Raw genomic sequence first — 22,054 nt, 5'->3', positions numbered from 1 at the left:
CGTAGGCGGTCAGGCGAGGGGTACCGGCGCGTCTCGCTGAGGGCGCAACACCACGACAGGCGATCCGAGCGCGAGCGCGCCTACGATCTGCCACGGACCCAGGGATTCGGAGAACGCGACCACGCCAATGACGGCGGCAACCAGGGGCTCGAGCAGCGCGACGATGGTCGCGATGACGGCCGGCACGGTCGCCAATCCCGCGTTGAAGAGCGCGTGGGGAATCGCCGTGGCGATCACCGCGAGCGCGCCCACAAGGACCCATCCCGTCGTGCTCGACGGGACGCCCCAGCCGGTCGCGAGCGCGAGGGGAAGGAGGGTGAGGCCGCCGCCCGTGAACGCGACCGCCGTGAGGCGCGCGCCTCCCCACTCGGGCACCGCAGCCGAGGCCACGATCGACACCCCGGCGAAGGCCCCGCCGGCCACCAGCGCGAGCCCCACGCCCGCGATCGCGTGACTTCCGCCTCCGGCCTCCGCGGCGCCGCCCGTGAGGGCCACGAGTCCCGCGAGGGCGAGCGCGAGCGCGGCGACCGTGCGAGCAGAGGGACGATGCCGCCGCACCACGACGTCAAAGGCCGCCACCGCGAGGGGCGAGGAGCCGATGGTCACCATGGTCGCGAGGCCCACTCCGGCACGATCCACCGCCGCGAAGTAGGCCGCCTGGAAGACCGCGAGGAAGACAGCCATGACCGCCGCGCGCCGCCACATGGCGGGCGTCACGGCGCGCAGCCGCAGCCGCCCCAGCACCTGCAGCACGGCGGCAAGAACGAGGCCGGCGAGCAGGATGCGCCACATCGCGACCGCGACCGAGGGCACGGCGGAGTCACGCGCCAGCGCGTGTCCAAGCGCGCCCCCGGTGCCCCACAGCGTGGCCGCGAGGACCACGAAGGAGAAATGGCGGGGCCGCACCCGAGAAATCTAGCGGGGCGCGTGCGCCCGCGGATGACTCGGATGCGGCCCGGCCGCGTCAGTTATGCGCTCTCGCGCTCGTCCTCCGCCTCAGAGTCTGCCTCGCCTTCGGCGGTCTGCGACAGGTGGATGACGCCGTAGGTCCACCCGCGGCGCCGGTAGACGGCGGACGCAAGCCCAGACTCGGAGTCGTGGAACAGGAAGAAGTCGTGACCGACGAGTTCCATCTGGTCGATCGCCTCAGCCACGCTCATCGGCGCGGCGCTGTGGCGCTTCGAGCGGATGACGATGGGGGTGCCGTCGATCGGAATCTCGCGGTGCGATCCCTCAGGGGCGCCCTCCCATGCCTCGGCGCTCGCGAGCGCCTCCGGCTCGGCGGGCGTCCCGGCGGGCGCTCCGGACGGCGGCACCGCGGGCACGGGCGGCACGCTGTGCAGGCCCGTCTTGCCCTGGTGGCGGTGCACCTTGCGCTCATGCATCTTGCGCAGCTGCTCGACCAGCTTCTGCATGGCGCCGTCCAGCGCGATGTATCGGTCCTCCGCGGCGGACTCGGCGCGCACGACGCCAGGGCCGTGGACCGTGATCTCGACGCGCTCGCGGTCGCTCGCGTGCTTGGGGTTCCTCTCATGGACCACATGCACGTCGGCACGCGTCGCGCGGGGGCGAGCGCCTCGACCTTCTCCATCTTCTCGAAGATCTTCTGGCGCATGTCCTCGGAGACCTTGGTGTGCCGTCCGACGATGGCGATTTCCATGACGAAAACTCCTTCACTGTCGCGGTGGCCCTGTGCGGGCCAGGGGGCAAGGGGCGGCGGCGCTTCTCGCGCCTGCGGCATCACCTCCTCGCCTGGAAGGTGTACGACGGTCGTCGTCCTGGAACTCCTACAGTAGCGCGCCCGGAGGGCGGTCGCGCCACCTCGTCGGGCCGGGCGCGGAGGCAAGCACGATGCCCGCCACGGGCACCAGCCCGGACGCGCCCAACGCCCGCGCGGCCCGCGCCAGGGTGGCACCCGTGGTGAGGACGTCGTCGACGAGTACCACCGGCGCCACGCCCTCGCGGTCGGCACCCCGGCGCAGCGCGGCGCCGCCCGCTCGCCATCGTCCCCTGTCCCCCGCACCGCGCGACGAGCCGCGGCTGGGGGCGAGCACATCCGCGACGCTCACCCGCACTCCCGCGGCCTCCAGGCCGGCCGCCGCGGCGCGCGCGAGACCGAGCGGCAGGTTCGCGCCGCGCGAGCGCGTGTGCGCGGCGCGTGCCGGGCACGGCACGACGCACCACCGGTCGACGCCACCGACCGCGGCGAGCGCGGGAGCGATCCGCGCCGCCGCCCTTGCCATCGCGGGCTCAAACAGCCGCGCGAGGTCGCGCCTGCCCGCGTCCTTCCACGCGCCGATCAGCGCGTGCGCCGGGCCGTCGAGTTCGGTGACGGACCACACGGGCAGGCGCGGCGCGAGGGCACCGAGCCGCGGGGCACCGCTGTCGCAGCGCAGCGGTTCTTCCCACCACTGCGACTCGCACTCCTCGCACCACTTCACGTCGGGCAGCCCGCAGCCGGGGCACTCGACGGGCACCACGAGGCGCGCCACGCGCGCGAGCGGTCCCGGCGGCCTGCCCTCCACCCCTCGAGGGTGCCGGGGCGCGCGCGCCGGAGCCCCAGCATCGTCCCTGCTGTGGATGCCAGCCCGCTCGAGCCGGGCCGGGGACACCGGTCAGCCGGCGTACGCGAGCTCGGAGACGCCCGAACCCACCCCGGACCAGCCGGTGCCCGCGCGCTCGCGCACCGTGCCATCCGCCGACACGAGCGTGATGGACCGGTCGCCGTGGCGCGCCGAGATCGCGACCGCGTCCGGCACGGCCGCGTCCTGCGTGGTCCGGCCTCCCACCGACACGACCCACAGCGGCGTGGAGTCCGCGCCATCGCTGCTGCCCAGCAGGGCGACCGAGACGTCGTCGACCCAGATCGCGTCGACCACCACCCCGATGTTCGCGCCGATCCTCAGCGGCTCGCCCACGCTGAGCGGAGCGCCGTCCTGCGATCGCACCACCGCGGCGACCTCGACCACCGTCTGCGCGCCGGCTCGCGACACGACCAGCACTCGCGCGCCGTCACGCGACGGCACCATCTCGAGCACGGTACGGCCCGCGAGCCACCGCGCCTCGAGGGTGATCGGATCCGCGCCGGGGGCGGCCACGGTGATGGTCTCCGGCAGCGATCGCTCGCCGGTCCACAGCCACCCGTGACGGTCGAAGCTCGGCGGCAACAGTTCCTCGCCCTCGATCACGGTCGACACGTCCATCGCGACGTCGGGGACCGCGGCCTCGGGGTCGTACGGCTCGAGGGTGTCCGTGCCGCCCGTGAGGGCGTCCGTGGTGACGATGCTCGAGTCGCCCAGGCGGAAGGCCACCCTGGTGCCCGAGTAGGACGTGGCGAGCGCATTCGCACCCGCCGGCAGCGCGCCGCGCTCCGCGGGCACGGCCCACATGTCGTCGCCGTCCCACATGCCCAGGCGTCCCTGCACGAAGACCGCGGCGACGCTCTCGGGGACGGGCTCGCGCGCGAGGGTGTCGGAGGGTTCCGCGACGAGCGGCACGCCACCGGCCGTCACCTCGACATCGCGCACCCCCGGCAGGGCCGACAGCGTGAGGCGGAGCTGCTGCTCGGCGAGCGCGCGGTCCTCGAGGCTCCCCGCGGACTGCGCGGTGAGCTGGACCCGCGCGAGCCCCTCGGTCACCACGACCGAGTCGACCTGCAGCGCGGACCCCGCCGGGAAGCCCGTATGGACCGCGTTCGTGAGCCACGGCGACGGTCCGGCGACGAGTTCGCGTGCCGCCCACGTCGCGACATTCGACTGCGGCAGCCAGCGCTGTTCCGGCACCGCGGTCGTGAGGTCCTGAGAGGTGAAGATCAGCGGCACGGAGAGGAAGACGCGGTTGAAGGTGGCCTCGGCGAGCAGCGCGCCATCCTCCAGGTTCGAGATGCGCCACTCTCCCGAGTCGTCCTGCGTGACCTGGAACTCGAGCGTGGTCTGGGTCTCGGCCTCGGCCTCGACCATGCGACCCGCATCGTCGATCCACGCGGCGACGGGCACCGCGTAGGTGACGCGCCCCGCGGCCTCGTCGTAGTCGGGGGTTAGCGCGCCGGAATCGAAGACCGTGATGCGCGCGACCGGGTCCCACTCGGCGCTGGCCTCGGCGGTGAGGTACTCCCTGGCGACGGAGAAGTCCGAGGCGAATCCCGCCGCAGAGGCGCGGATGAAGCCCGACACGATCGCGTTGACGCCGTCACCGGGCCGGGGACCCTCCGCGAAGGGCACGAAGGGCTCGGCGCCCTCGACCTCGCCGCTGCCCTCGTTGACGGGACCCGTGGTGGGAATCGAGGCGCATGCCCCGAGCGCGAGCGCGACGGCCGCGCACAGCGCGGCGAGACGGATGTTCACGGTGCGACCTCCCTACGCTCTCCCTCGACCGGGATGCGCCGCGCGATGGTGCCGTAGTCGAGCTCCGCGATGACGAGCGGCAGCGGCGGGTCCTGACCCAGGCCGCGCGACGTGCGCGGCAGCTGGAGGCGGAAGCTCGCGCCCTTGCCCGGCAAGCCCCACGCCTCGAGCTTGCCGCCGTGAAGCTGCGCGTCCTCGCGCGCGATGGACAGGCCGAGCCCCGTGCCGCCCATCGTGCGCGCGCGAGCCGAGTCGGCACGCCAGAAGCGGTCGAATACCCGCTGCGCCTGCTGGGGCGTGAGCCCGATCCCGTAGTCACGGACCACGACGGCGACGGTGCGCGTCGAGGACGACACCACGATGTCGACGGGCCGCCGCTGCGCGTGCTCGATCGCGTTGGACAGCAGGTTGCGGATGATCCTCGCCACCCGGGGCCGGTCCATCGAGGCGGTGTGCGATCCGGACGCCACCCACAGCCGCAGTTCGACGCCCTGGCGGCGCGCCGCGGGCACCATCGCCTCCACCTGGTCGCGCACCACGTCAGCGAGGGACATGTCGTCGAACTCGAGCTGGGCCGCACCCGCGTCGATGCGCGAGATCTCCAGGAGATCCGCCAGCAGCGACTCGAAGCGGTCGATCTGCGTGTTGAGCAGCTCCGCCGAGCGGGCGACCTCGGGGGAAAGTCCTCGCGCGCATCGTGCAGCACGTCCGAGGCCATGCGGATGGTGGTCAGTGGGGTGCGCAGCTCGTGAGAGACGTCGGACACGAACCGCCTCTGCAGCCTCGACAGCTCCTCCATGCGCGTGATCTGGCGCTGCAGCGACTCGGCCATCTCGTTGAAGGTGCGCGCGAGCGTCGCCATCTCGTCCTGACCCCGCACGGTCATGCGCTCGCTGAGGATGCCCTCCGCGAGACGCGACGCGACGCGCGCCGCCTGGCGCACGGGCCGCACCGTCTGCCGTGTCACCTGGAAGGTGAGGACCGCGAGCAGCGCCATGAGCCCCGCGGCGCCGCCTCCGAGGATTCGCTGGATGAGGCCGAGCGTCGCCTGTTCGTCCGCGAGCGAGTACACGAAGTACAGCTCGTACTCGCCCGCCCCGCGAATCTCGAACGGCACGCCCACCACGACCCCGGGTTCGCCCGTCTCGGGCATCGCGACGAACTGCCAGGACTGCGCCGCGCCGCTCTCGACGGACGCGCGGATCTGCGCGCTGATGACGCTCACCAACTCGGTCGAGGACACGGGGGTCGACAACAGCACCCCGGACGTGTTCGCCGGGTCACGCAGCAGCACCAACCCGCGCGTGTTGCCGCCGAGCGTGCCCAGGCCGTCAAGCAGGTCGTAGACGAGTTGCTGGAGGTCGCCAGGGCTCTCCGCGGTCGAGGCCTCAACGTTGGCCGTCGCGCCCGCGGCGTCGCGCGCGGTCTCCGACAGGATGCGATCGACGCGGGTCTGCACCAGGCCGTCGCGGATCTCCGTCGAGATCACCGCGCCGATCACGACCACGGCACCCAGACCCAACACCGTGGTGGTCGCCACCACGCGTAGCAGGATCGAGCCGCGGAACCTGCGCCACACGCGCCGCGGGCCCCGGGCGAGGTTCGCCCACACGGAGCGCGCGCTGAGCCTCACGACCCGACGCCACCGGCCTTGTAGCCCACGCCGCGCACGGTCACGATGATCTCGGGGTTCTCGGGGTCGCGCTCGACCTTGGCGCGCAGACGCTGAATGTGGACGTTGACCAGCCGCGTGTCGGCGGCGTGGCGGTATCCCCACACGTCCTCGAGGAGCACCTCGCGCGTGAACACCTGGCCCGGGCTGCGCGCGAGCGTGACCAGCACGTCGAACTCGAGCGGCGTCAGCGGAATCATCTCGCCGTCGCGCGTCACGCGGTGGCCCGTGACGTCGATCTCGAGGTCCGCGACGCGCACCACCGCGGGAGTCGCGTTGTCGTTGCGGCGCAGTCGCGCCCGCACGCGTGCGATCAACTCACGCGGCTTGAACGGCTTCGGCACGTAGTCGTCCGCGCCCGACTCGAGGCCCAGGACCACGTCGACGGTGTCTGACTTGGCGGTGAGCATGATGATCGGCACACCCGACTCCGCGCGGATCTCGCGGCAGATGTCGATTCCCGACCGTCCCGGCAACATCAGGTCGAGCAGGATGACGTCGGGATTGGTCGCCCGGAAGGCCGCCACCGCCTCGTCGCCGTGGTCGCAGAACACCGTCTCGAATCCGTCACCGCGCAGCACGATGCCGAGCATCTCCGCCACCGCCGGGTCATCGTCGACCACCAGGATTTTTGCCGTCATGTCCCCATTATGCCGAGCGGCTCACGAGACGCCGTCAGGCGCGTGGCAAGATGGGCGGGACCGGACCTGGGAGGACGTCATGGAGCAGCGCGAAGACGCGGTCGCGTGGGCCGCGCCGGCACCCGTCGAGGGCGCGCCGCCGGCCCCACCGATGCCGCCGCCGGCCGCGGTCCCGCCCATGGCATCGGCCCCCTACTCCGGCGCCTCGCCCGCGGCGCCTCCGCCGCCCGCCTATGCGCCGCAACCCGCGTTCGCCACCCCCACCTTCGCCTCGTGGCAGCCCGGATTCATGCCGCTGCGGCCGCTGAACTTCGGGGACCTGCTCGCGCTGCCGTTCAAGGCGATGCGCTTCAACCGCGGCGTCATCGTGGGCGGCCCCCTGCTGCTGACGCTCGGCGCGACCGTGCTGATGTCCGCCGCGATGTGGCTGCTCTTCACGGATCCCTCGCTCGGACTGCTCGACCCGTTCTCCCAGTTCAACTCGATCAGCCCCACCACGGTGGTCGTGATCGTGGTCGCCGTGATCGCCGCGCTGCTCGCCGACGTCTTCTCGAGCGCGATCGTCGCACCCGGCGTCGCGCGCGGCGCGCTCGGCGAGAAGATCCGCATCGCCGAGGCCTGGAAGGTGCTGCGCCCCCGCATCGGCTCCCTGCTCTTGCTCTACCTGTTCGCAACGCTCTCGTTGCTCGTGGTGATCGGGATCGCGATCGCGCCGTTCTTCATCGCCGCCGCCACCGAGGAACCAGGGCTGATTGCCCTCGGCGTGGTGCTGCTCGTGCTGGTGGCCTTCCCGACGGGCGTGATCATCACCACCGTCGGAGGCATCGCGCGACCCATCGTGGTGCTCGAGAAGCGCGGCGCCGTCGCGGCCATCCGCCGCACGATCGGGCTGCTGCGCGGGCGCTTCTGGTGGGCGTTGCTGGTCGTGTTCGTCGCCGCGGCGCTCATCGGCCTCGTCTCCGGGGTGCTGCAGCAGGTGGGCAGCTTCGGCGCGGTCATCGTCTCGCTGTTCGCGCCCGACAACATGGTGCTCCTGGGCATCGCGTTCTTCCTCATCACGGGCCTGTCGTTGGTCGTGTCGTACGTGCTCACGTACTCGTACCTGGGTTCGCTGTTCACGCTGCTCATGATCGACCTGAGGATCCGCCACGAGGGCTTTGACCTCACGCTCGCCCAGGCGGCGGAGGCTCGTCGCGCGTGAGCATCGACACCCCACCGCTCCTGCCGGACGCGGACACCGCCAGACGCTGGGCGGAAGAGGAACTCGCGAAGGACGAGTACACGCGCGGCGGAGAGTCCTGGCTCGCCAAGTTCTGGGACTGGCTCATGCGCGCGTTCGACGACTTCGGAAACGGCGTGGGCGGTGCTCTCGGGTCGACGGGGACCATCATCGCGATCCTCGTGGGCGCCGGCCTCATCGCGCTCGTCGTGTGGCTCGTCGTGGGGCCCCTCCGCCGGTCGCGCCGCGCAGTCGCGGAGGACGGGTTGTTCGAGGACGACAGGACGGCCGATGCCCTGGGCCGGTCCGCGGAGGCCGCGGCCGCCGCCGGGGAGTGGGCCGCCGCGACGCTCGACATGTACCGCGCGCTCATCCGTCGCCTCGCGGAGCGCGACATCATCGCGCTCACGCCGGGCCTCACGGCTCACGAGGCCGCGACCCAGGCCGGCGCGGCGGTGCCTACGATCGCGAGCAGGGTGGGCGACGACGCGGACGCGTTCGACGGCATCCGCTACGGCCATGTCGGGGCGAGCGCCGAGACGTACGCGCACGTGCGCGAGACGTGGGTCGCCTGCGCGCACGTGCGCCGCACCCTCGACACGGCCGACTCCGCCAGCGGCGCGACCAGCGAGGCGCGCGCATGAGCGCCGCGACCGAGTTCCGCACCGCCCCTCCGCCGGTCGGCCTGCGCGAGCGCGCCGGTCGCGGCAAGCTGGGGATCGTCGCGCTGATTCTCTTCGTCGCGCTGGTGGCCGCGCTCGCGATCGGCGCACGCCCAGGCGACTACGTGGCGTTGTCGACCGAGAACTCGACGCCGACGGGCACACGCGCGGTCGCGCAGATCCTGCGCGATCACGGGGTCGCCGTGCGCCAGGTCGACCGCCTCGCGCAGACGCGCGTCGCGGACCCCGCCGCCACCACCGTCGTGATCGCCGAGCCCCATCTGCTCACGACGGGACAGCTCGGCTCGCTGGTTGACTACCCCGGCGACTTGGTGCTGCTGGGGTCGTCGGACGAGTCGCTCGAGGCGCTCGGGGTGCCCGCTCGCGAGCAGATCGTCGGGCTCCCCGAGACCGCGGCGGCGCAGTGCGAGGACCCCGACGCGATCGCCGCCGGCTCGGTCCGCGTCGACGGCTGGGGGCTCGAGGCCCTCGACGACGGCTCCGACCTGTGCTTTGTCCAGCGCGGCGGACTCGCCGCGTTCGCGCGCGTCGATGACGGCGGCCGCACCGTGACGGTCATCGCCTCGACCGCGCTCGTCACCAACGATGCTCTCGCGGAGCACGGTCACGCCGCGCTCGCGGTGCGCGCGCTCGGACGCCACCCCGACGTGGTCTGGTACGTCGCCGACGGGCTCGACCCGAGCCTGCTGACGTGGGCCGGTTCCGGGACCGATGGCGAGGTGCCCACCGAGGTCGAGGCCACCCCCGACTTCCTTCCGCCAGGGACCGGCAACGCGATCTACGCGCTCGCTCTCACTGCGCTGCTCGCCGCCTTCTGGCAGGCGCGACGCTTCGGCGCACTCGTGCGCGAGCCGCTGCCCGTCGTGGTCCGCGCCTCCGAGGCCACTCGCGGCCGCGCGCGCCTGTACCGCCGCGCCCGCGCCACGGGGCGCGCCGCCGCCTCGCTGCGGGCGGCCGCCGCGCTGCGCATGGGCCGCAGGATCGGGGTGGGACGCGCGGACGGCAGGGAGGCGCTGGTCTCCGCCGTCTCGCGCGCCACCGGCCGCACCACCTCGGACATTGAGCGGCTGCTGTACGGCCCGCCCCCGGCGGACGACGCCTCACTCCTCACCCTGATCTCCGAACTCGACGCACTGGAAAGCGAGGTTCACCGACCGTGACCGACACCACCCCTCCCGAGGGCGACGCAGCCGCTCCCGCCACACCGGCATCGTCCCCCGTGCCGCCCCAGCCCGTGCAGGAGTCCGCACCCGTACACGAGCCCGTGCCGGCCCCCGCCCCCGCGCCCGACCCGTCGGCGGGCGCGCGCGAGGCGCTGGGACGCCTGCGCACCGAGGTCGGCAAGGCGGTCGTGGGCCAGGACCAGATCGTCACGGGACTCGTGATTGCGCTGCTGTGCCGCGGCCACGTGCTGCTCGAGGGCGTGCCCGGCGTCGCGAAGACGCTGCTCGTGCGCGCGCTCGCCGCGTCGCTCGACATGGACACGAAGCGCGTGCAGTTCACTCCCGACCTCATGCCGGGAGACGTCACCGGCTCGCTCGTCTACGACGCGCGCACGGCGGCCTTCTCGTTCCGCGAGGGACCCGTGTTCACCAACCTCATGCTGGCCGACGAGATCAACCGCACGCCCCCCAAGACGCAGTCCGCGCTGCTCGAGGCGATGGAGGAGCGTCAGGTCACGGTGGATGGCGAGGCACGCAAGCTCCCCGACCCGTTCCTCGTGATCGCGACCCAGAACCCCGTGGAGTACGAGGGCACCTACCCGCTGCCCGAGGCGCAGATGGACCGTTTCATGCTCAAGCTGCCCGTCGCGCTTCCCGACCGCGCGACCGAGGCGAGCGTGCTGCAGCGCCACGCCGCTGGATTCGACCCGCGCAACCTCGCGGCCGCCGGCCTGGCTCCCGTCGCATCGGTCGCGGATCTCGAGCAGGCGCGCGCCGCGGTGGCCTCGGTGGAGATCTCGGCTGACGTCATCGGGTACATCGTGGACCTGTGCCGCGCGACGCGCGAGGCGCCCTCGGTGTCGCTCGGCGTGTCCCCTCGCGGCGCGACGGCGCTCATGGCGACCGCGCGCGCGTGGGCGTGGATGCGCGGGCGCACCTACGTCTCCCCCGACGACGTCAAGGCCCTCGCGGGCTGGACGCTCGCTCACCGCATGCGGATCCGCGCGGAGGCGGAGCTCGAGGGCGTCACCGCGACGTCCGTGCTCACGTCTGTGCTCACCACGGTGCCCGTGCCGCGCTGACATGCACATCACCGGTTGGACCGTCGCGCTCGCGGCGCTCGGGGCGATCCCCGCGGCGCTCGCCGAGTCGCGCAATGTCGCGTGGCTGTGGATCATCGGCGTGGTCGCGCTCGCGCTGCTCGACGTGTGGATGGCTCCGCGCACGTCGCGCGTGGGTGTGCGGCGACAGGCGCCCGGCGCGGTGAGGCTCTCGCAGTCGGTGCGCACCACGCTCGACGTCGCGAACCTGGGCCGCCGCCGCGTGCGGGGCGCGGTGCGTGACGCGTGGCAGCCCTCCGCGGGGGCCGCGTCCACCCGCCACGCTTTTTCGCTCGCCCCCGGCGAGGTGCAGTCGTTCGGGACGATACTCCGGCCCACCCGCCGCGGCGACCGCCAGGCGGGGGCGGTGACGGTGCGCACGTACGGCCCGCTGCGGCTCGCGGGTCGCCAGCGGTCGATCGAGGCGCCCGCCCACGTGCGGGTACTGCCCGAGTTCGCGTCGCGGCGCCACCTGCCGTCGCGACTGGTGCAGTTGCGAGAGATCGACGGCCGCACGGCCGTGCGCCTCAAGGGCGCGGGGTCGGAGTTCGACTCGCTGCGCGAGTACGTCATCGGCGACGACGTCCGCAGCATCGACTGGCGCGGCACCGCGCGTCGAGGCGAGGTGGTGGTGCGCACGTACCGCCCCGAGCGCGATCGCCGGGTCGTGATTGCTCTCGATACCGCGCGGCTGTCCGCCGCCCGGGTGGGCGACGCCCCTCGGCTCGATGCCTCGATCGAGGCCACGCTGCTGCTGGGCGCGCTCGCATCGCACGCGGGCGACAGGGTGCAGGCGACGGCCTTCGACCGCGTCGAGAGGGCGCGCGCGGCGTCGAGCGGGCCGCAGCTGATGGCCGAGCTCGCGGATGCGCTCGCGACGGTCGAGCCCAGCCTGCTCGAGCCCGACTGGCCCGCTCTCGTGAGGCTCGTGCAGTCCCGCGTCTCCCAGCGCTCGCTCGTGGTGCTGCTCACGACCGTCGATACCTCGGCGATGGACTCGGGTCTGATCGAGGCGGTCGCGGCGCTGCAGAAGCGACACCAGGTGCTCGTGGGCTCCGTGGAGGACCCCGAGCTGGGCGCGATGCTCGCGGATCGCTCGGACGCGGAGGCGGCGTACGGCGCGGGGGCCGCCGCGCGCGCGATGCTCGAGCGTGAGGCGGCGGCGACGCGCCTGCGCCAGCTCGGAGCCGAGGTCGTGCTGTCCCTCCCCGATGACCTCGCTCCCGCGGTGTGCGACCGCTATCTCGCCCTCAAGGCGGCGGGCCGGCTGTAGCGAGCGCGGCGCTGTGCCCAACGCGGCACTGTTCCCAACGCGGCTCCGCCACACCGTTTCGCGGCTCCGCCACACAGCAGTCGGCGTGTCGTCGGCGAGTCGCGAGCTGAAGTCGCAGATTGCGCACGTTTCCGCCCGCCTCGTGTGGCGGAGCCGCGGGGTGGGGGCGTGTGGCGGAGCCGCGGGGTGGGGGCGTGTGGCGGAGTCGTGTGGCGGAGCCGCGGGGCGGGGGCGGGAGGAGACGGCGCGAGGACGATGCCTATCCCGCCAGCGCCACCTCATCGGTCGCGAAGTCGCCCTCGGAGTCGCCGGTCACTCCCGCCCGGTGCGCGACGCGCCCGGCCACGAAGATGTACATCCAGAAGGCCGTCACCGCGATCACGCCGATCACGATCTTGAGCCACCACGGCATCGCGGAGCCGGTGACGTAGCCCTCGATCAACCCCGAGGCAAACAGCGCGAGCACCAGGCCGAGCGCGACACCGATCGCCGCCCTCCCCTCCTCCGCGAGCGCACGTGCACGCGGGCGCGGACCCGGCACGAGCATCGTCCAGAAGAGGCGCAACCCCGTGCCCGCTGCCACGAACACCGCGGACAACTCGAGCAGCCCGTGCGGGGCGATGAGCTGGAAGAACACGTCGAGCGCGCCATGCTCGGCCATGACGGCCCCCGCGACGCCCAGCTGGATGACCGTGTTGTACATGAGGATGAGCGGGAAGACGCCGGTGATGCCGAAGGCGATGCACTGCGCCGCGAGCCAGCCGTTGTTGGTCCATACCGTCGCCGCGAAGGACGTCGAGTCGTACTCCGTGTAGTAGCTCGCGAACTCCTGCTCGGCGATCGCCGCGCGCGTCTCGGGCGGCCCGATCAGCTCGAGGGACTCGGGATGCGTGAGCGTCCACCAGCCCGACAGGAACGCGAGTCCCACGACCGCCACGGTGACCCCGACCCCCCACCACCGCACGCGGTAGAGCGCCCCTGGCAGACCCCACACGAGGTACCTGACCCCCTCGCGGGTCGAGGTCGTGTGCGCGCCGGTAAGCCACACGCGAGCGGTGGCGAGCAGCACGGACAGTCGCGAGACGACGGACGGCTCGGGCGCGGAGGATCGCACCGTCGCGAGGTCGCCGGCGGTGGCCTGATAGAGGCGGGTGAGCTCGTCGGCCTCGGCGCCGGTGAGTCGGCGTGCCCGAGTGAGCTCGCGCAGCCTGGTCCAGCGCGCCTCGCGAACGGCGCCAAAGGAGTCGATGTCCACGCCGCTACGATGCCACAGGAGAGACGGAACAGGGGGAGCCCATGACGGACGAGGACTCAATCCTCATCGGCGAGGGAGTCGTGCTCGACTCCGGCGCGGCGCCTGTCCCACTACGCATGGTCTCGGGTGCGATCGACATGGTCGCGACCCTGATGCTCCTGGTCGCCGGGTTCGCGGCGCTCGACAACCTGTTGCCCGCCGTCAACGACGCGTGGCAGCGCGCGATCGTCATCGCGTGGACGGTGGTGGGGCTCGTGGTCGTGCCCGTCCTGGTCGAGACGCTCTCGCGCGGGCGATCGCTGGGGCGCTGGGCGATGGGCCTGCGCGTGGTGCGCGACGACGGCGGTCCCGTGAGCGCCCGCCACGCGACCGCGCGTGCCCTCCTGGCGGTGCTCGAGGTCTACGGCACCGCGGGCATGCTCGCCGTGACGGTGTCCGCCCTGGGCTCGCGCGGCAAGAGGATCGGCGACTACGTGGCAGGCACGTACGCGATGCGCACGCGCGGGGCCAAGCGAGCGTTGCCCACCCTCGCGATGCCGGTGGGCCTGGGCGAGTGGGCGCGCACCGCCGACATCACCCGCCTCCCCGACGGCCTCGCGCTGACCGCGCGCATGTTCCTCGCGCGCGTCGACAGCATTCACCCCCGTCGCGCGTGCGCATCGGCACGCTGTTGTCGCAGCAGGTCGCGACGCACGTCGCTCCCCCACCGCCGCAGGGCACCCACCCCGAGGCCTTCCTGGTCGCGGTGCTGGTCGAGCGACGCGACCGCGAGTGGCGGATCGAGAGCGCCCGCATGGCGCGCTCGACGAGCGAGGGTGAGGCGCTGAGGCGTCTGCCGTTCGGCATCCCGGACGCCGACTAACCTCCGCGCCGAGTCGTCACTGTCCCGAATGGGGACTGGGCTTGGGAGACGTCGGACGGGCAGGGGTCGTGGGAGACGATGCGGGGGCGGGGTCGTTCGCCCGGCGCACGTCGGTCTCGATGAAGATCAGGCGGGCGGCGGGGACCGCCTCCCGGATGAGCCGCTCGGCGGTGTCGGTGCGTGCGGACAGCGCGTCGAGGGTGGCATCCGCCTCGGCGGCCACCTTCGCGGTGACCAGGACGTCGTCGGGCCCCAGGTGCATCGTGCGCAGGTGGATGACGTCGGGGTAGCCCGCCTCGGCAAGAGCCGCGCGGATCGCGGCGACGTCCTCCTCGACGGCGGACTCCCCCAGGAGCATGCCGCGCGTCTCGCGACCGAGCACCACCGCGATCACCACCAGCAGGAGGCCGATCATGAGCGTGCCGATCGCGTCCCAGCGGCCGTCGTGCGTGATGAGGGTCATGCTCACGCCGAACAGCGCGAACACGAGCCCCACGAGCGCGCCGAAGTCCTCGAGCAGGATGACGGGCAGCTCGGGAGAGCGCGAGCGGCGGATGAAGCGGCCCCAGCCGACCTTGCCCCGCACCTTGTTGGACTCGACGATCGCGGTGCGGAAGGACATGGTCTCGAGGCCGATCGCCACCACCAGCACCAGCAAGGGGACCCAGTGCCACGACTCGATCGGCTCCGGATGGCTGAACTTGTGCCACGCCTCGTACAGCGCAAACAGACCACCGAGCGAGAACAGCACGATCGCGACGAGGAATGCGTAGTAGTAGCGGTAGCGCGAGTACCCGAACGGGTGCTCCTCGGTGGCCTCCTTGCGCGCGCGGCGTCCGCCCACGAGGAGGAGCACCTGGTTTCCCGAGTCCGCGACCGAGTGGATCGCCTCGGCGAGCATCGACGACGCCCCCGTGAGCCCCCACGCCGCGAACTTCGTGATGCCGATTCCGAGATTCGCGGTGAGCGCCGCGACGACAGCCTTGGTGCCGCCCTCGGTCGACACCTCAGGCCTCCCGGATGACGGCGAGGACCGCGTCGCGCACGCGCTCCATGAGCGCCTCGCCGTCGGCCTCGGCGTTGAGCCGCAGCAAGGGCTCGGTGTTGGAGGGGCGGACGTTGAACCACCAGCGCTCGCCCTCGCCCGGCGCGGGCCAGTGCTCGACCGTGAGCCCGTCGAACTCGTCGACCTCGACGTCCTCGGTCACGAACGCTGCACGCACCCGCGCGAGCGCATCGGGCACGGAGTCCACGCGGGAGTTGATCTCGCCGGAGGCGGTGTAGGGGTGATACGTCTCGAGCATCTGCGACAGCGTGCGGTCCTGAGTGCCCAGCGCCGCGAGCACGTGCATCGCCGCGAGCATCCCCGAGTCGGCGAAGAAGAAGTCGCGGAAGTAGAAGTGCGCCGAGTGCTCGCCGCCGAAGATCGCGTTGAGGCGCGCCATCTCGGCCTTGATGTAGCTGTGGCCCACGCGCGAGCGCACGGGGACCGCGCCGGCGGCGGACAGCTGCTCGCGCACCGCACGCGAGGAGATGAGGTTGTGGATCACGGTGGGCTCGCGACCCTCGGCGAGCTCGCGCGCCGTCTCGCGCAGACCCACGAGGCACGTGATGGTCGACGGCGTCACCACCTCGCCGCGCTCGTCGACCACGAAGCAGCGGTCCGCGTCGCCGTCAAAGGCGAGGCCGATGTCCGCGCCGTGGGCACGCACCGCGGCCTGGAGGTCACGCAGGTTGTCCGTGTCGAGCGGGTTGGCCTCGTGGTTGGGGAACGTGCCGTCGAGTTCGAAGTACAACGGGATGATCGTGAGGGGAGCTCCCCCAGCCCGGCCTCGGTGCCCAGCACCGCAGGCACCGTGTAGCCGGCCATCGCATTCGCGGCGTCGACCACGACCGTGAGCGGGCGGATGCCGTCGAGAGGCACGAGCGAGCGCAGGAACGCGCCGTACTCGCCCACCATCTCGCGGGTGGACTCGGCGCCGCGCACCGGGGCGGTGGCGGGCGGCTCAACGAGATAGCGCGAGGCGAGCGCGCGCACGTCGGCGAGGCCCGAGTTCTCCCCGACCGCACGGGCGCGCGAGCGGCACAGCTTCATGCCGTTGTAGGCGGCGGGATTGTGGCTCGCGGTGATCATCACGCCGGGCAGGTCGAGCGCGCCCGACGCGTGATAGAGGCCGTCGGTCGAGCACAGCCCGATCCTCACGACGTTCACTCCGCGACACGTCAGGCCCTCCGCCACCGCGTCGGCAAGCCACGGCCCGCTGTCGCGCATGTCGTGACCGATCGCCACGGTGGTTTCTCCATCGGGCAGCACAATGGCGTCGGCGAACGCCGCGCCGATCGCCGTCGCGACCTCCGCGGTGAGATCCTCGCCCACGATTCCGCGGACGTCGTAGGACTTGATGAGGCCGGACAGGTCGGGTGCGTCAGTCACGGACCCAGGGTACCGGTGCGGCCGTCCTCGCGCGCCGGCGCGGCCGAGAGACGATGCGGCGGCACCGGAGGGCGATCAGGCCTCGTTCGAGATGACCCTGAGATGACCGCGGCGCGGCTCGGAAGCGAGGGGCACGGGAGGAGTGAATGCGGCGGCGGGGCGGGGCCGACCGGCCTCGCGGACAGCGCGCGCCAGAGCCTCGAGGTCGTCGGTCGACGGCTCGGGGTCGACCAGGTCGCTGTGGAGGTGCACCACATCCCAGCCGCGGGGCGCGGTGAAGCGGTCCGCGTGGTGAGCGCACAGGTCATAGCAGTGCGGCTCGGCGGTGGCGGAGAGCTGGCCCACCACCACGGTCGAGTCCGCGTACACATACGTGAGCGTCGCAGCCGCCGGGCGCGAGCACGACGAGCGCGAGCACTGCCGGGTTGCCATCACGAACAGTGACGCTACCCGCGCATCGTCCGTCGCGGCGCAAGCCACGCCGGGACGGCCCGGCGCTCGCGGTAGCCTCGCCCTATGTCCAGCCGCGATCGCCACGGCCGTGGCCTGCGCAGGCCACTGCTCCCCTTCGGCGCGCCCGGCCATCGCACGCGCGCCGAGAGGTTCGACGACCTCGTGGCCGACGCGGTCGACCGGCTGGAGCCGCGCTGGGGAGACCAGTGGGGGCGCGTCGAGTTCGGGACCGAGGACGTGCCGCCGTCGGATCCCACGCCATGGGAGGAGGGCGTGCCGCTCGGCAGGCTCTTCCCCGCCGACCTCGGTCAACCCTCGCGGGTGGTGCTGTACCGGCGCCCGATCGAACAGCGCGCGGAGCCGGCCGACCTGCCCGCGCTCGTGCGCGACGTCGTGACCGAGCACGTCGCCCACCTCGTGGGCCACCCGCCCGAGGACGTCGATCCCGAGTACGGCTCCTAGGGGGCGGAGGCCCCGTTCAGTCCTCGCGGACCGCCACGGGCCCCACGTACGGGCGCTGGCCCACCTCGACCACGAGCGGCTCGACATCGGTGCGGCGCGGCGCCACGCGCGCCAGGAAGCCGGGCTCGTCGTCGAGGACCAGCACCCACGTGAACCGGCCCTGCGCGGTGAGCGTCGTGCCGGGAGCCACCTCGAGCGGGATCGTCGCGCTCGTGCGCGCGGTCACGGTGGCCGAGGCCACCACCGCGCCCGAGGCATCCGTCAACTCGAAGTCCGCCGTCGCGGGAGCGTGCACCGTGACCGCGGTGACGTGATCGGTGACGACGACCGAGCGCGCGAGTCGGTCGGATACGTCCTGGGCGGCGGTCCACGCGAGGTCGTACGCGAAGGAGCCGGCCGGGCCGTCCTGGATCTCGCGCGGCTCGCGCATCATCGCCGCGGCGACCACGGGGGAATCGGCGCTGATCTCGATCGCGCCCCCTCGACCTGGGGAATCTCGACCTCGGTCACGACTCCCGGTTCGAGCGAGAGCGCCGTCACCCCACCCCACTCGACGATTCCGTCCTCGCCCGTGAGCGTGAGGCTCGCCGTCGCGCCCTCGGGGGCCATGATGCGCAGCGTGGACTCGGCTTCTGCACCGCCGACACCCGCCACCACCAGAGAGGTGGACGGCACGGCGCCGCGTCCCACCCAATCCGTGCCCGCCGCTTGGAAGCCGTCGAGGCGAGAGTCCTGGAGGTGGGCGACGACCCCCGCACCCGTGGCCACGATCCGCATCGCGAGGGCGGAGACCTCGGGGACCACGCCCTCGAGCAGGATCTCGCGCTGGGCGCCGGCCGCGAGGGTCGCCACGGTGCGTTCCTCGAGCTTGCCGAGCGGCCCGTAGTACGTGACGGTGGCCTCCGTCGTGGCATCGGACGGGTTGGACAGCACCAGGCGGGCGCTCGACCCAAGCGTCGTCGACCCGCCGACGAGCCACTGGTCGCGCGTGGGTGCCACGCATGAGGCCGCGGCGAGGCCCGCGACATCGCCCGCGCCGATCCGCTCGACCGATGCGCCCGCGTCGCCGCGCACCAGGAAGCCCGCCCCGAGCGGCTCCGTGCCGGCCGCCCCGCCCTCCCCGGCATAGGTCCGGTCATCGGAGCCCGAGCCGAGGGCCGGATCCCCTCCCTCGATCTCGCCCACGGGAATCTCGACGGGACCGGGGCACGCGACGGGCTGCGCCGCCGGGGTGACCTCGCCGGAGAAGGGCGCGGCGGGCATCGGCTCCTCGCCGCCGAGTCGCGCCGACACCACGACCGCTCCGATCGCCGCGACGGCCGCTGCCGCCACCACCACCCGCCGGATCATCGTCGCACCGCCACGTAGCGGCGGTCATGGAGCGGCACCATCCCGATCATCGCCCAGGCGACGGCAACCGCCGAGGCCCACCACCAGAACCGATAGCCCTCGTCGACATACGCATAGGTGACCGTGTCCACGCCCGCGGGCACGTCGAAGGCCACGCGCCCCTCGGCATCCTCGACCGCGGCGAGCGCGCGGCCGTCGCCGGTGGCGCGCCACCCGGGGTCGGCGGCCGCGGCGATGACGAGCGTCCCGCCCGCGCCGCCAGCGTCGCGGGTGGGACCCGATCGCGAGTCGGATTCCAGCGTGACGGTTTCCGCCCCGGACGACTCGATCCACGCACGCGCGACCACGGTGTCCTCCTCGGGCTCGACGCGGAAGGTCGTGCCGTACTCGCTCGCACCGATGAGGTGAAGGCCGGGAATCTGGGCCAACGCCCCCGCGATCATCGGGGACTCGGGGGCCGCGACCACGACTCCGATGCCCCACGTCACGAGCCGCTCCTCGGCCCCCGTGCCCGCCCCGGCCATCGTCGCGACTACCGGCGCGAGTGTCTCGGGGGTCACGGCGGGCGTGCCGGAGCCCGCGAGCGCGGCACCTTCCGCGTCGCGCTGCGCCCGCCCCGTGAGGGTCACCGTGCCCGCGCGCTCGAGCACCGCGTAGTCGACGCCTGCCTCGGTATCGGTCAGCACGAGCGCGCGCTGGCGCGTCGCCAGCTCCTGTTCGAGCTCAGCGACCAGCGGCAGCACCGTGGCGTCGGAGGGGTGGACATCGCCTCGCTCGGGCCGGGTCGGCCACGCCTCGACCACGACGACGCAGACCAGGGTTGCGGCGAACGCGGTGACCACAAGCGACGACACGAGGCGAACCGCGGTCCGACGGGGTCCGGTGCTGCCGGCCCAGAGTCGGGACGATGCCGCGGCGGCGGCGGCGATGAGGCCGGCGGCGGCAAGAGACGTGCCCGGTCCCGCGAAGCCGTTGGCGGCCGCCTGACCCGCCCCGTCGGCCGCGACGACGACGGTCGCCTGCGAGGCGGCGGCCGCCAGCACGCCGAGAGCCGCGGTCAGCAACCCACCTGCGACGGCCCACGGGGCGCGACCCGAGAGAGCGGCGAGCGCGGCCGCGGCGACGATGCCGATTCCCACCGCACTCGCGGCGAGGGTCGCGGCGGCGTCGGGCAGGCCGGGAGTCAGGGCGGTCTCGCCCGTCAGGCCGAGCACGAGCCGCCACGGCTCGACGCTCTCCGCGGCGAGAGCGGGTCCATTTTCGCGCGCGAGGATCGCCCACGCGTCGCGGGACACGACGCCGGCGTGCCAGGCGGCGACCAGCGCCGGCGCAGAGACCACGAGCGCGGGCACGGCGGCGGACCACACGCGCCAGCGCGCACGGCCCGCGACGGCGCCCGCCGCCGCGAGGATCACGACGAGCGGCACGAGCAGGGCCGGCGCGGCGGTCACGATGACCGCCGCGGAGAATGCCGCCCCCATCGCGGCGCTCGGACTCGCGTGCCGGCGCGCGGGGAACTCCTCGCCGCCGCCGACCGCCTCACCCCGATGCCAGCCCGCGGCGCGCGCGAGTCCCAGGGCGAACCACGGGAGCATGAGGTGCGCGATCACCGCTCCGAGGCGACCATCCGAGATGGCCTGGAGGTGCAGCGGCCACAGCCCATAGGCGAGCGCGCCAAGCGCACGCGCCCACACCGACCGCGTCGCCGCTCCCAGCGCCCACCACGCGGACACGACCGCGATCGCGACGCCAAGGCCAAGCACCAGGCCGACCCAGACCCGCACGCCGCCCGGTAGGACGGCGGCGGGCAGCAGCATCGCACTGAAGGCGCCGTCGAGAGCGGGTGATCCGAATCCGCTCGGATCCCATCCCGACCACGTGCGCTCCCACAGCGCCGCGAGGGAGACATTCGTGGCGCCCAGCGCCTCGCCCACGAGCATGCGCCCCGAACCCAGCGCGGTGAGCCACGTGCCGTGCAGCGCGACCGAGGCCGCGATCGCGGCGAGAGCGAGCGCCGCGAGTCCCGTACGGCGGCGGATCGCCGCCTCGGCCAGCTCGGCGCGGACCATGTCTGACGGCGCGGACTGCGCCCGCCACCTGTCGTAGGCACGCATCTCTCGCGAGCGCACGTGCGAGGCGACGGCGCGGGCACCGACGAGGAAGGGGCGCACGACCGCGCGCGGCCTGGTCACCGTCCGACGGATGCGCGCACGGATGCCGGGTAGCCGAGGGAGGCGGGTCAGCACCCGCCACGGCACCGCGAGGTCCGCGCCGACCATCCGCGACTCGTTCTGCGCGACGCGAAGCACGGCGCGCAGCGCGGCGGAGAGGAAGCTCCACACGACAAGGAAGGGAACGGCAATCGCCGGCGACCACGACAGCGCGTGGATCCACTCGCCCGTCCGACCCGCGCCGTATGCGCGCGCACGACCACGCAGCGCGCCGCCGCGTTCGCCCGTGAGGGACTCCTGAGCGTGCCGCACCTTCGCCGCGGGGACGATCACGACGTCGTAGCCCGAGCGCCACGCGAGCCGGCAGAAGTGGAGGCTGTCGCCAAAGCCGCGATACGCGGGCTCAAGCCCGCCCAGCCGCTCCCAAGCGTCGCGACGCACGAGCGCCGCGGCGAGCGATGCCGCCAGGACGTCGTCGCGCTCGTCGTACTGGCCCTGGTTGATGTCGTCCTCGTCCACCAGGTCGATGCGCCGGGCACCGATCACGGTCGTCGTGACGCCCAGGCCGACCAGGCGGCTGACGTCGTCCCACCTCACCTGCGCCGGCGCGACCACCGCGGCCGCGGTGCGCTTCTTGGCCGTCGCGGCCAGACGCGCGAGCGCGTCGGGCAGGGGTGCGGAGTCATCGTGAAGCAGCCACACGTACTCGTGGGGGTGACTCGGATGCGCCGCCAACACGGCGTCGACGCCCTCGGCGTACGTGCGTCCTCCCACGACCCAGTCGATCTCGAGTCCCTCGGGGGTGCGCGGTCGCTCGGCGTCAGCGGGCAGCACGACGTGCAAAAGATCGGGCCGCTGCGTCTGAGCCGCGACAGCCGCGAGGACGTCGGGAAGGCGCTCGGAACGCGTGTCGGAGACCACGATCGCGCGCACCAGCAGGCGCGCAAGGCTCATCGTGCTCCCACGCAGGCTT

Annotated in this window: 20 protein-coding genes and 2 pseudogenes; 8 read left to right on the top strand and 14 right to left on the bottom strand. The window is 73.1% G+C overall.

Annotated elements, in window-relative coordinates; translation table 11 throughout:
* Positions 1 to 9: 9 nt before the first annotated feature.
* From QUE44_RS00175 to QUE44_RS13780, 6 genes and pseudogenes are all read right to left on the bottom strand, one after another.
* A complete protein-coding gene (locus QUE44_RS00175) occupies positions 10 to 906 on the bottom strand; it encodes a DMT family transporter (protein WP_286215229.1) in 897 nt (298 codons plus the stop codon).
* A gap of 62 nt (positions 907 to 968) precedes the next feature.
* The gene (locus QUE44_RS00170) at positions 969 to 1,547 is read right to left on the bottom strand and encodes a ribosome hibernation promotion factor (RefSeq protein WP_286215228.1); all 579 of its coding nucleotides are present in this window, start codon (positions 1,545 to 1,547) and stop codon (positions 969 to 971) included.
* A 240-nt stretch (positions 1,548 to 1,787) separates the two neighbouring features.
* Positions 1,788 to 2,525, bottom strand: a complete 738-nt coding sequence (locus QUE44_RS00165) for a ComF family protein (protein ID WP_286215226.1) — start codon at positions 2,523 to 2,525, stop codon at positions 1,788 to 1,790.
* A gap of 90 nt (positions 2,526 to 2,615) precedes the next feature.
* Positions 2,616 to 4,343, bottom strand: a complete 1,728-nt coding sequence (locus tag QUE44_RS00160) for an LpqB family beta-propeller domain-containing protein (protein WP_286215225.1) — start codon at positions 4,341 to 4,343, stop codon at positions 2,616 to 2,618.
* Positions 4,340 to 4,897, bottom strand: coding sequence for an ATP-binding protein (locus QUE44_RS00155; protein ID WP_286215224.1), 558 nt, complete (start codon positions 4,895 to 4,897; stop codon positions 4,340 to 4,342). The genes QUE44_RS00160 and QUE44_RS00155 overlap by 4 nt, the downstream gene beginning before the upstream one ends.
* A gap of 149 nt (positions 4,898 to 5,046) precedes the next feature.
* Positions 5,047 to 5,340: pseudogene (locus QUE44_RS13780) on the bottom strand (HAMP domain-containing protein); the annotation flags it as partial.
* A gap of 34 nt (positions 5,341 to 5,374) precedes the next feature.
* Here QUE44_RS13780 and QUE44_RS00150 point away from each other — a divergent pair.
* Positions 5,375 to 5,689: a hypothetical protein gene (locus QUE44_RS00150; RefSeq protein WP_286215222.1), complete on the top strand. Its 315-nt coding sequence runs from the start codon at positions 5,375 to 5,377 to the stop codon at positions 5,687 to 5,689.
* A 283-nt stretch (positions 5,690 to 5,972) separates the two neighbouring features.
* Here QUE44_RS00150 and mtrA read toward each other — a convergent pair whose 3' ends face one another.
* Positions 5,973 to 6,656 (bottom strand): MtrAB system response regulator MtrA, encoded by a 684-nt coding sequence (gene mtrA, locus QUE44_RS00145; RefSeq protein WP_286215221.1) that lies wholly within the window; start codon positions 6,654 to 6,656, stop codon positions 5,973 to 5,975.
* 79 nt (positions 6,657 to 6,735) lie between these two features.
* Here mtrA and QUE44_RS00140 point away from each other — a divergent pair, with 79 nt between their 5' ends.
* The 5 genes from QUE44_RS00140 to QUE44_RS00120 are packed head-to-tail and all read left to right on the top strand — an operon-like array spanning position 6,736 to position 12,094.
* Positions 6,736 to 7,857, top strand: coding sequence for a hypothetical protein (locus QUE44_RS00140; protein ID WP_286215219.1), 1,122 nt, complete (start codon positions 6,736 to 6,738; stop codon positions 7,855 to 7,857).
* Positions 7,854 to 8,519, top strand: a complete 666-nt coding sequence (locus QUE44_RS00135; RefSeq protein ID WP_286215218.1) for a DUF4129 domain-containing protein — start codon at positions 7,854 to 7,856, stop codon at positions 8,517 to 8,519. The genes QUE44_RS00140 and QUE44_RS00135 overlap by 4 nt, the downstream gene beginning before the upstream one ends.
* Complete coding sequence (locus tag QUE44_RS00130) at positions 8,516 to 9,718, top strand: DUF4350 domain-containing protein (RefSeq protein ID WP_286215216.1); 1,203 nt, start codon at positions 8,516 to 8,518, stop codon at positions 9,716 to 9,718. Before QUE44_RS00135 ends, QUE44_RS00130 begins: the two co-directional genes overlap by 4 nt.
* Complete coding sequence (locus QUE44_RS00125) at positions 9,715 to 10,803, top strand: AAA family ATPase (RefSeq protein ID WP_425558029.1); 1,089 nt, start codon at positions 9,715 to 9,717, stop codon at positions 10,801 to 10,803. The genes QUE44_RS00130 and QUE44_RS00125 overlap by 4 nt, the downstream gene beginning before the upstream one ends.
* A 1-nt stretch (position 10,804) precedes the next feature.
* Positions 10,805 to 12,094, top strand: coding sequence for a DUF58 domain-containing protein (locus QUE44_RS00120; protein ID WP_286215215.1), 1,290 nt, complete (start codon positions 10,805 to 10,807; stop codon positions 12,092 to 12,094).
* A gap of 259 nt (positions 12,095 to 12,353) precedes the next feature.
* On the opposite strand, the gene QUE44_RS00115 is transcribed toward QUE44_RS00120, so the two are convergent.
* Positions 12,354 to 13,349: a stage II sporulation protein M gene (locus QUE44_RS00115; protein WP_286215263.1), complete on the bottom strand. Its 996-nt coding sequence runs from the start codon at positions 13,347 to 13,349 to the stop codon at positions 12,354 to 12,356.
* 41 nt (positions 13,350 to 13,390) lie between these two features.
* On the opposite strand from QUE44_RS00115, the gene QUE44_RS00110 reads away from it, so the two are divergent.
* Positions 13,391 to 14,176 (top strand): RDD family protein, encoded by a 786-nt coding sequence (locus tag QUE44_RS00110; RefSeq protein ID WP_286215214.1) that lies wholly within the window; start codon positions 13,391 to 13,393, stop codon positions 14,174 to 14,176.
* A gap of 51 nt (positions 14,177 to 14,227) precedes the next feature.
* Here the strand turns inward: QUE44_RS00110 and QUE44_RS00105 are convergent, their stop codons facing one another.
* From QUE44_RS00105 to QUE44_RS00095, 3 genes and pseudogenes are all read right to left on the bottom strand, one after another.
* A complete protein-coding gene (locus QUE44_RS00105; protein ID WP_286215213.1) occupies positions 14,228 to 15,217 on the bottom strand; it encodes a cation diffusion facilitator family transporter in 990 nt (329 codons plus the stop codon).
* 1 nt (position 15,218) lies between these two features.
* Positions 15,219 to 16,645, bottom strand: a pseudogene (locus QUE44_RS00100) (phosphomannomutase/phosphoglucomutase).
* Positions 16,646 to 16,720: 75 nt separating this feature from the next.
* Positions 16,721 to 17,077: a DUF3499 domain-containing protein gene (locus QUE44_RS00095; RefSeq protein WP_425558028.1), complete on the bottom strand. Its 357-nt coding sequence runs from the start codon at positions 17,075 to 17,077 to the stop codon at positions 16,721 to 16,723.
* 84 nt (positions 17,078 to 17,161) lie between these two features.
* Here QUE44_RS00095 and QUE44_RS00090 point away from each other — a divergent pair, with 84 nt between their 5' ends.
* A complete protein-coding gene (locus QUE44_RS00090) occupies positions 17,162 to 17,560 on the top strand; it encodes a metallopeptidase family protein (RefSeq protein WP_286215211.1) in 399 nt (132 codons plus the stop codon).
* 16 nt (positions 17,561 to 17,576) lie between these two features.
* Here the strand turns inward: QUE44_RS00090 and QUE44_RS00085 are convergent, their stop codons facing one another.
* Genes QUE44_RS00085 through QUE44_RS00075 form a run of 3 tightly spaced genes read right to left on the bottom strand, consistent with a single transcriptional unit; the run spans position 17,577 to position 22,035 of the window.
* Positions 17,577 to 18,008 carry a hypothetical protein gene (locus QUE44_RS00085; protein ID WP_286215209.1) on the bottom strand — a complete coding sequence of 144 codons (432 nt, stop codon included), beginning with the start codon at positions 18,006 to 18,008 and terminating at the stop codon, positions 17,577 to 17,579.
* On the bottom strand, positions 17,990 to 18,910 hold the full coding sequence (locus tag QUE44_RS00080) for a DUF5719 family protein (RefSeq protein ID WP_286215207.1): 921 nt from the start codon (positions 18,908 to 18,910) through the stop codon (positions 17,990 to 17,992). Before QUE44_RS00080 ends, QUE44_RS00085 begins: the two co-directional genes overlap by 19 nt.
* Complete coding sequence (locus QUE44_RS00075; RefSeq protein ID WP_286215262.1) at positions 18,907 to 22,035, bottom strand: glycosyltransferase family 2 protein; 3,129 nt, start codon at positions 22,033 to 22,035, stop codon at positions 18,907 to 18,909. The genes QUE44_RS00080 and QUE44_RS00075 overlap by 4 nt, the downstream gene beginning before the upstream one ends.
* Positions 22,036 to 22,054 lie beyond the last annotated feature (19 nt).

Origin of the sequence: Demequina sediminis, from assembly GCF_030296675.1 — a bacterium.
Taxonomy (GTDB): Bacteria; Actinomycetota; Actinomycetes; order Actinomycetales; family Demequinaceae; genus Demequina; species Demequina sediminis.
This window is presented reverse-complemented; position numbering and strand designations above follow the sequence as displayed.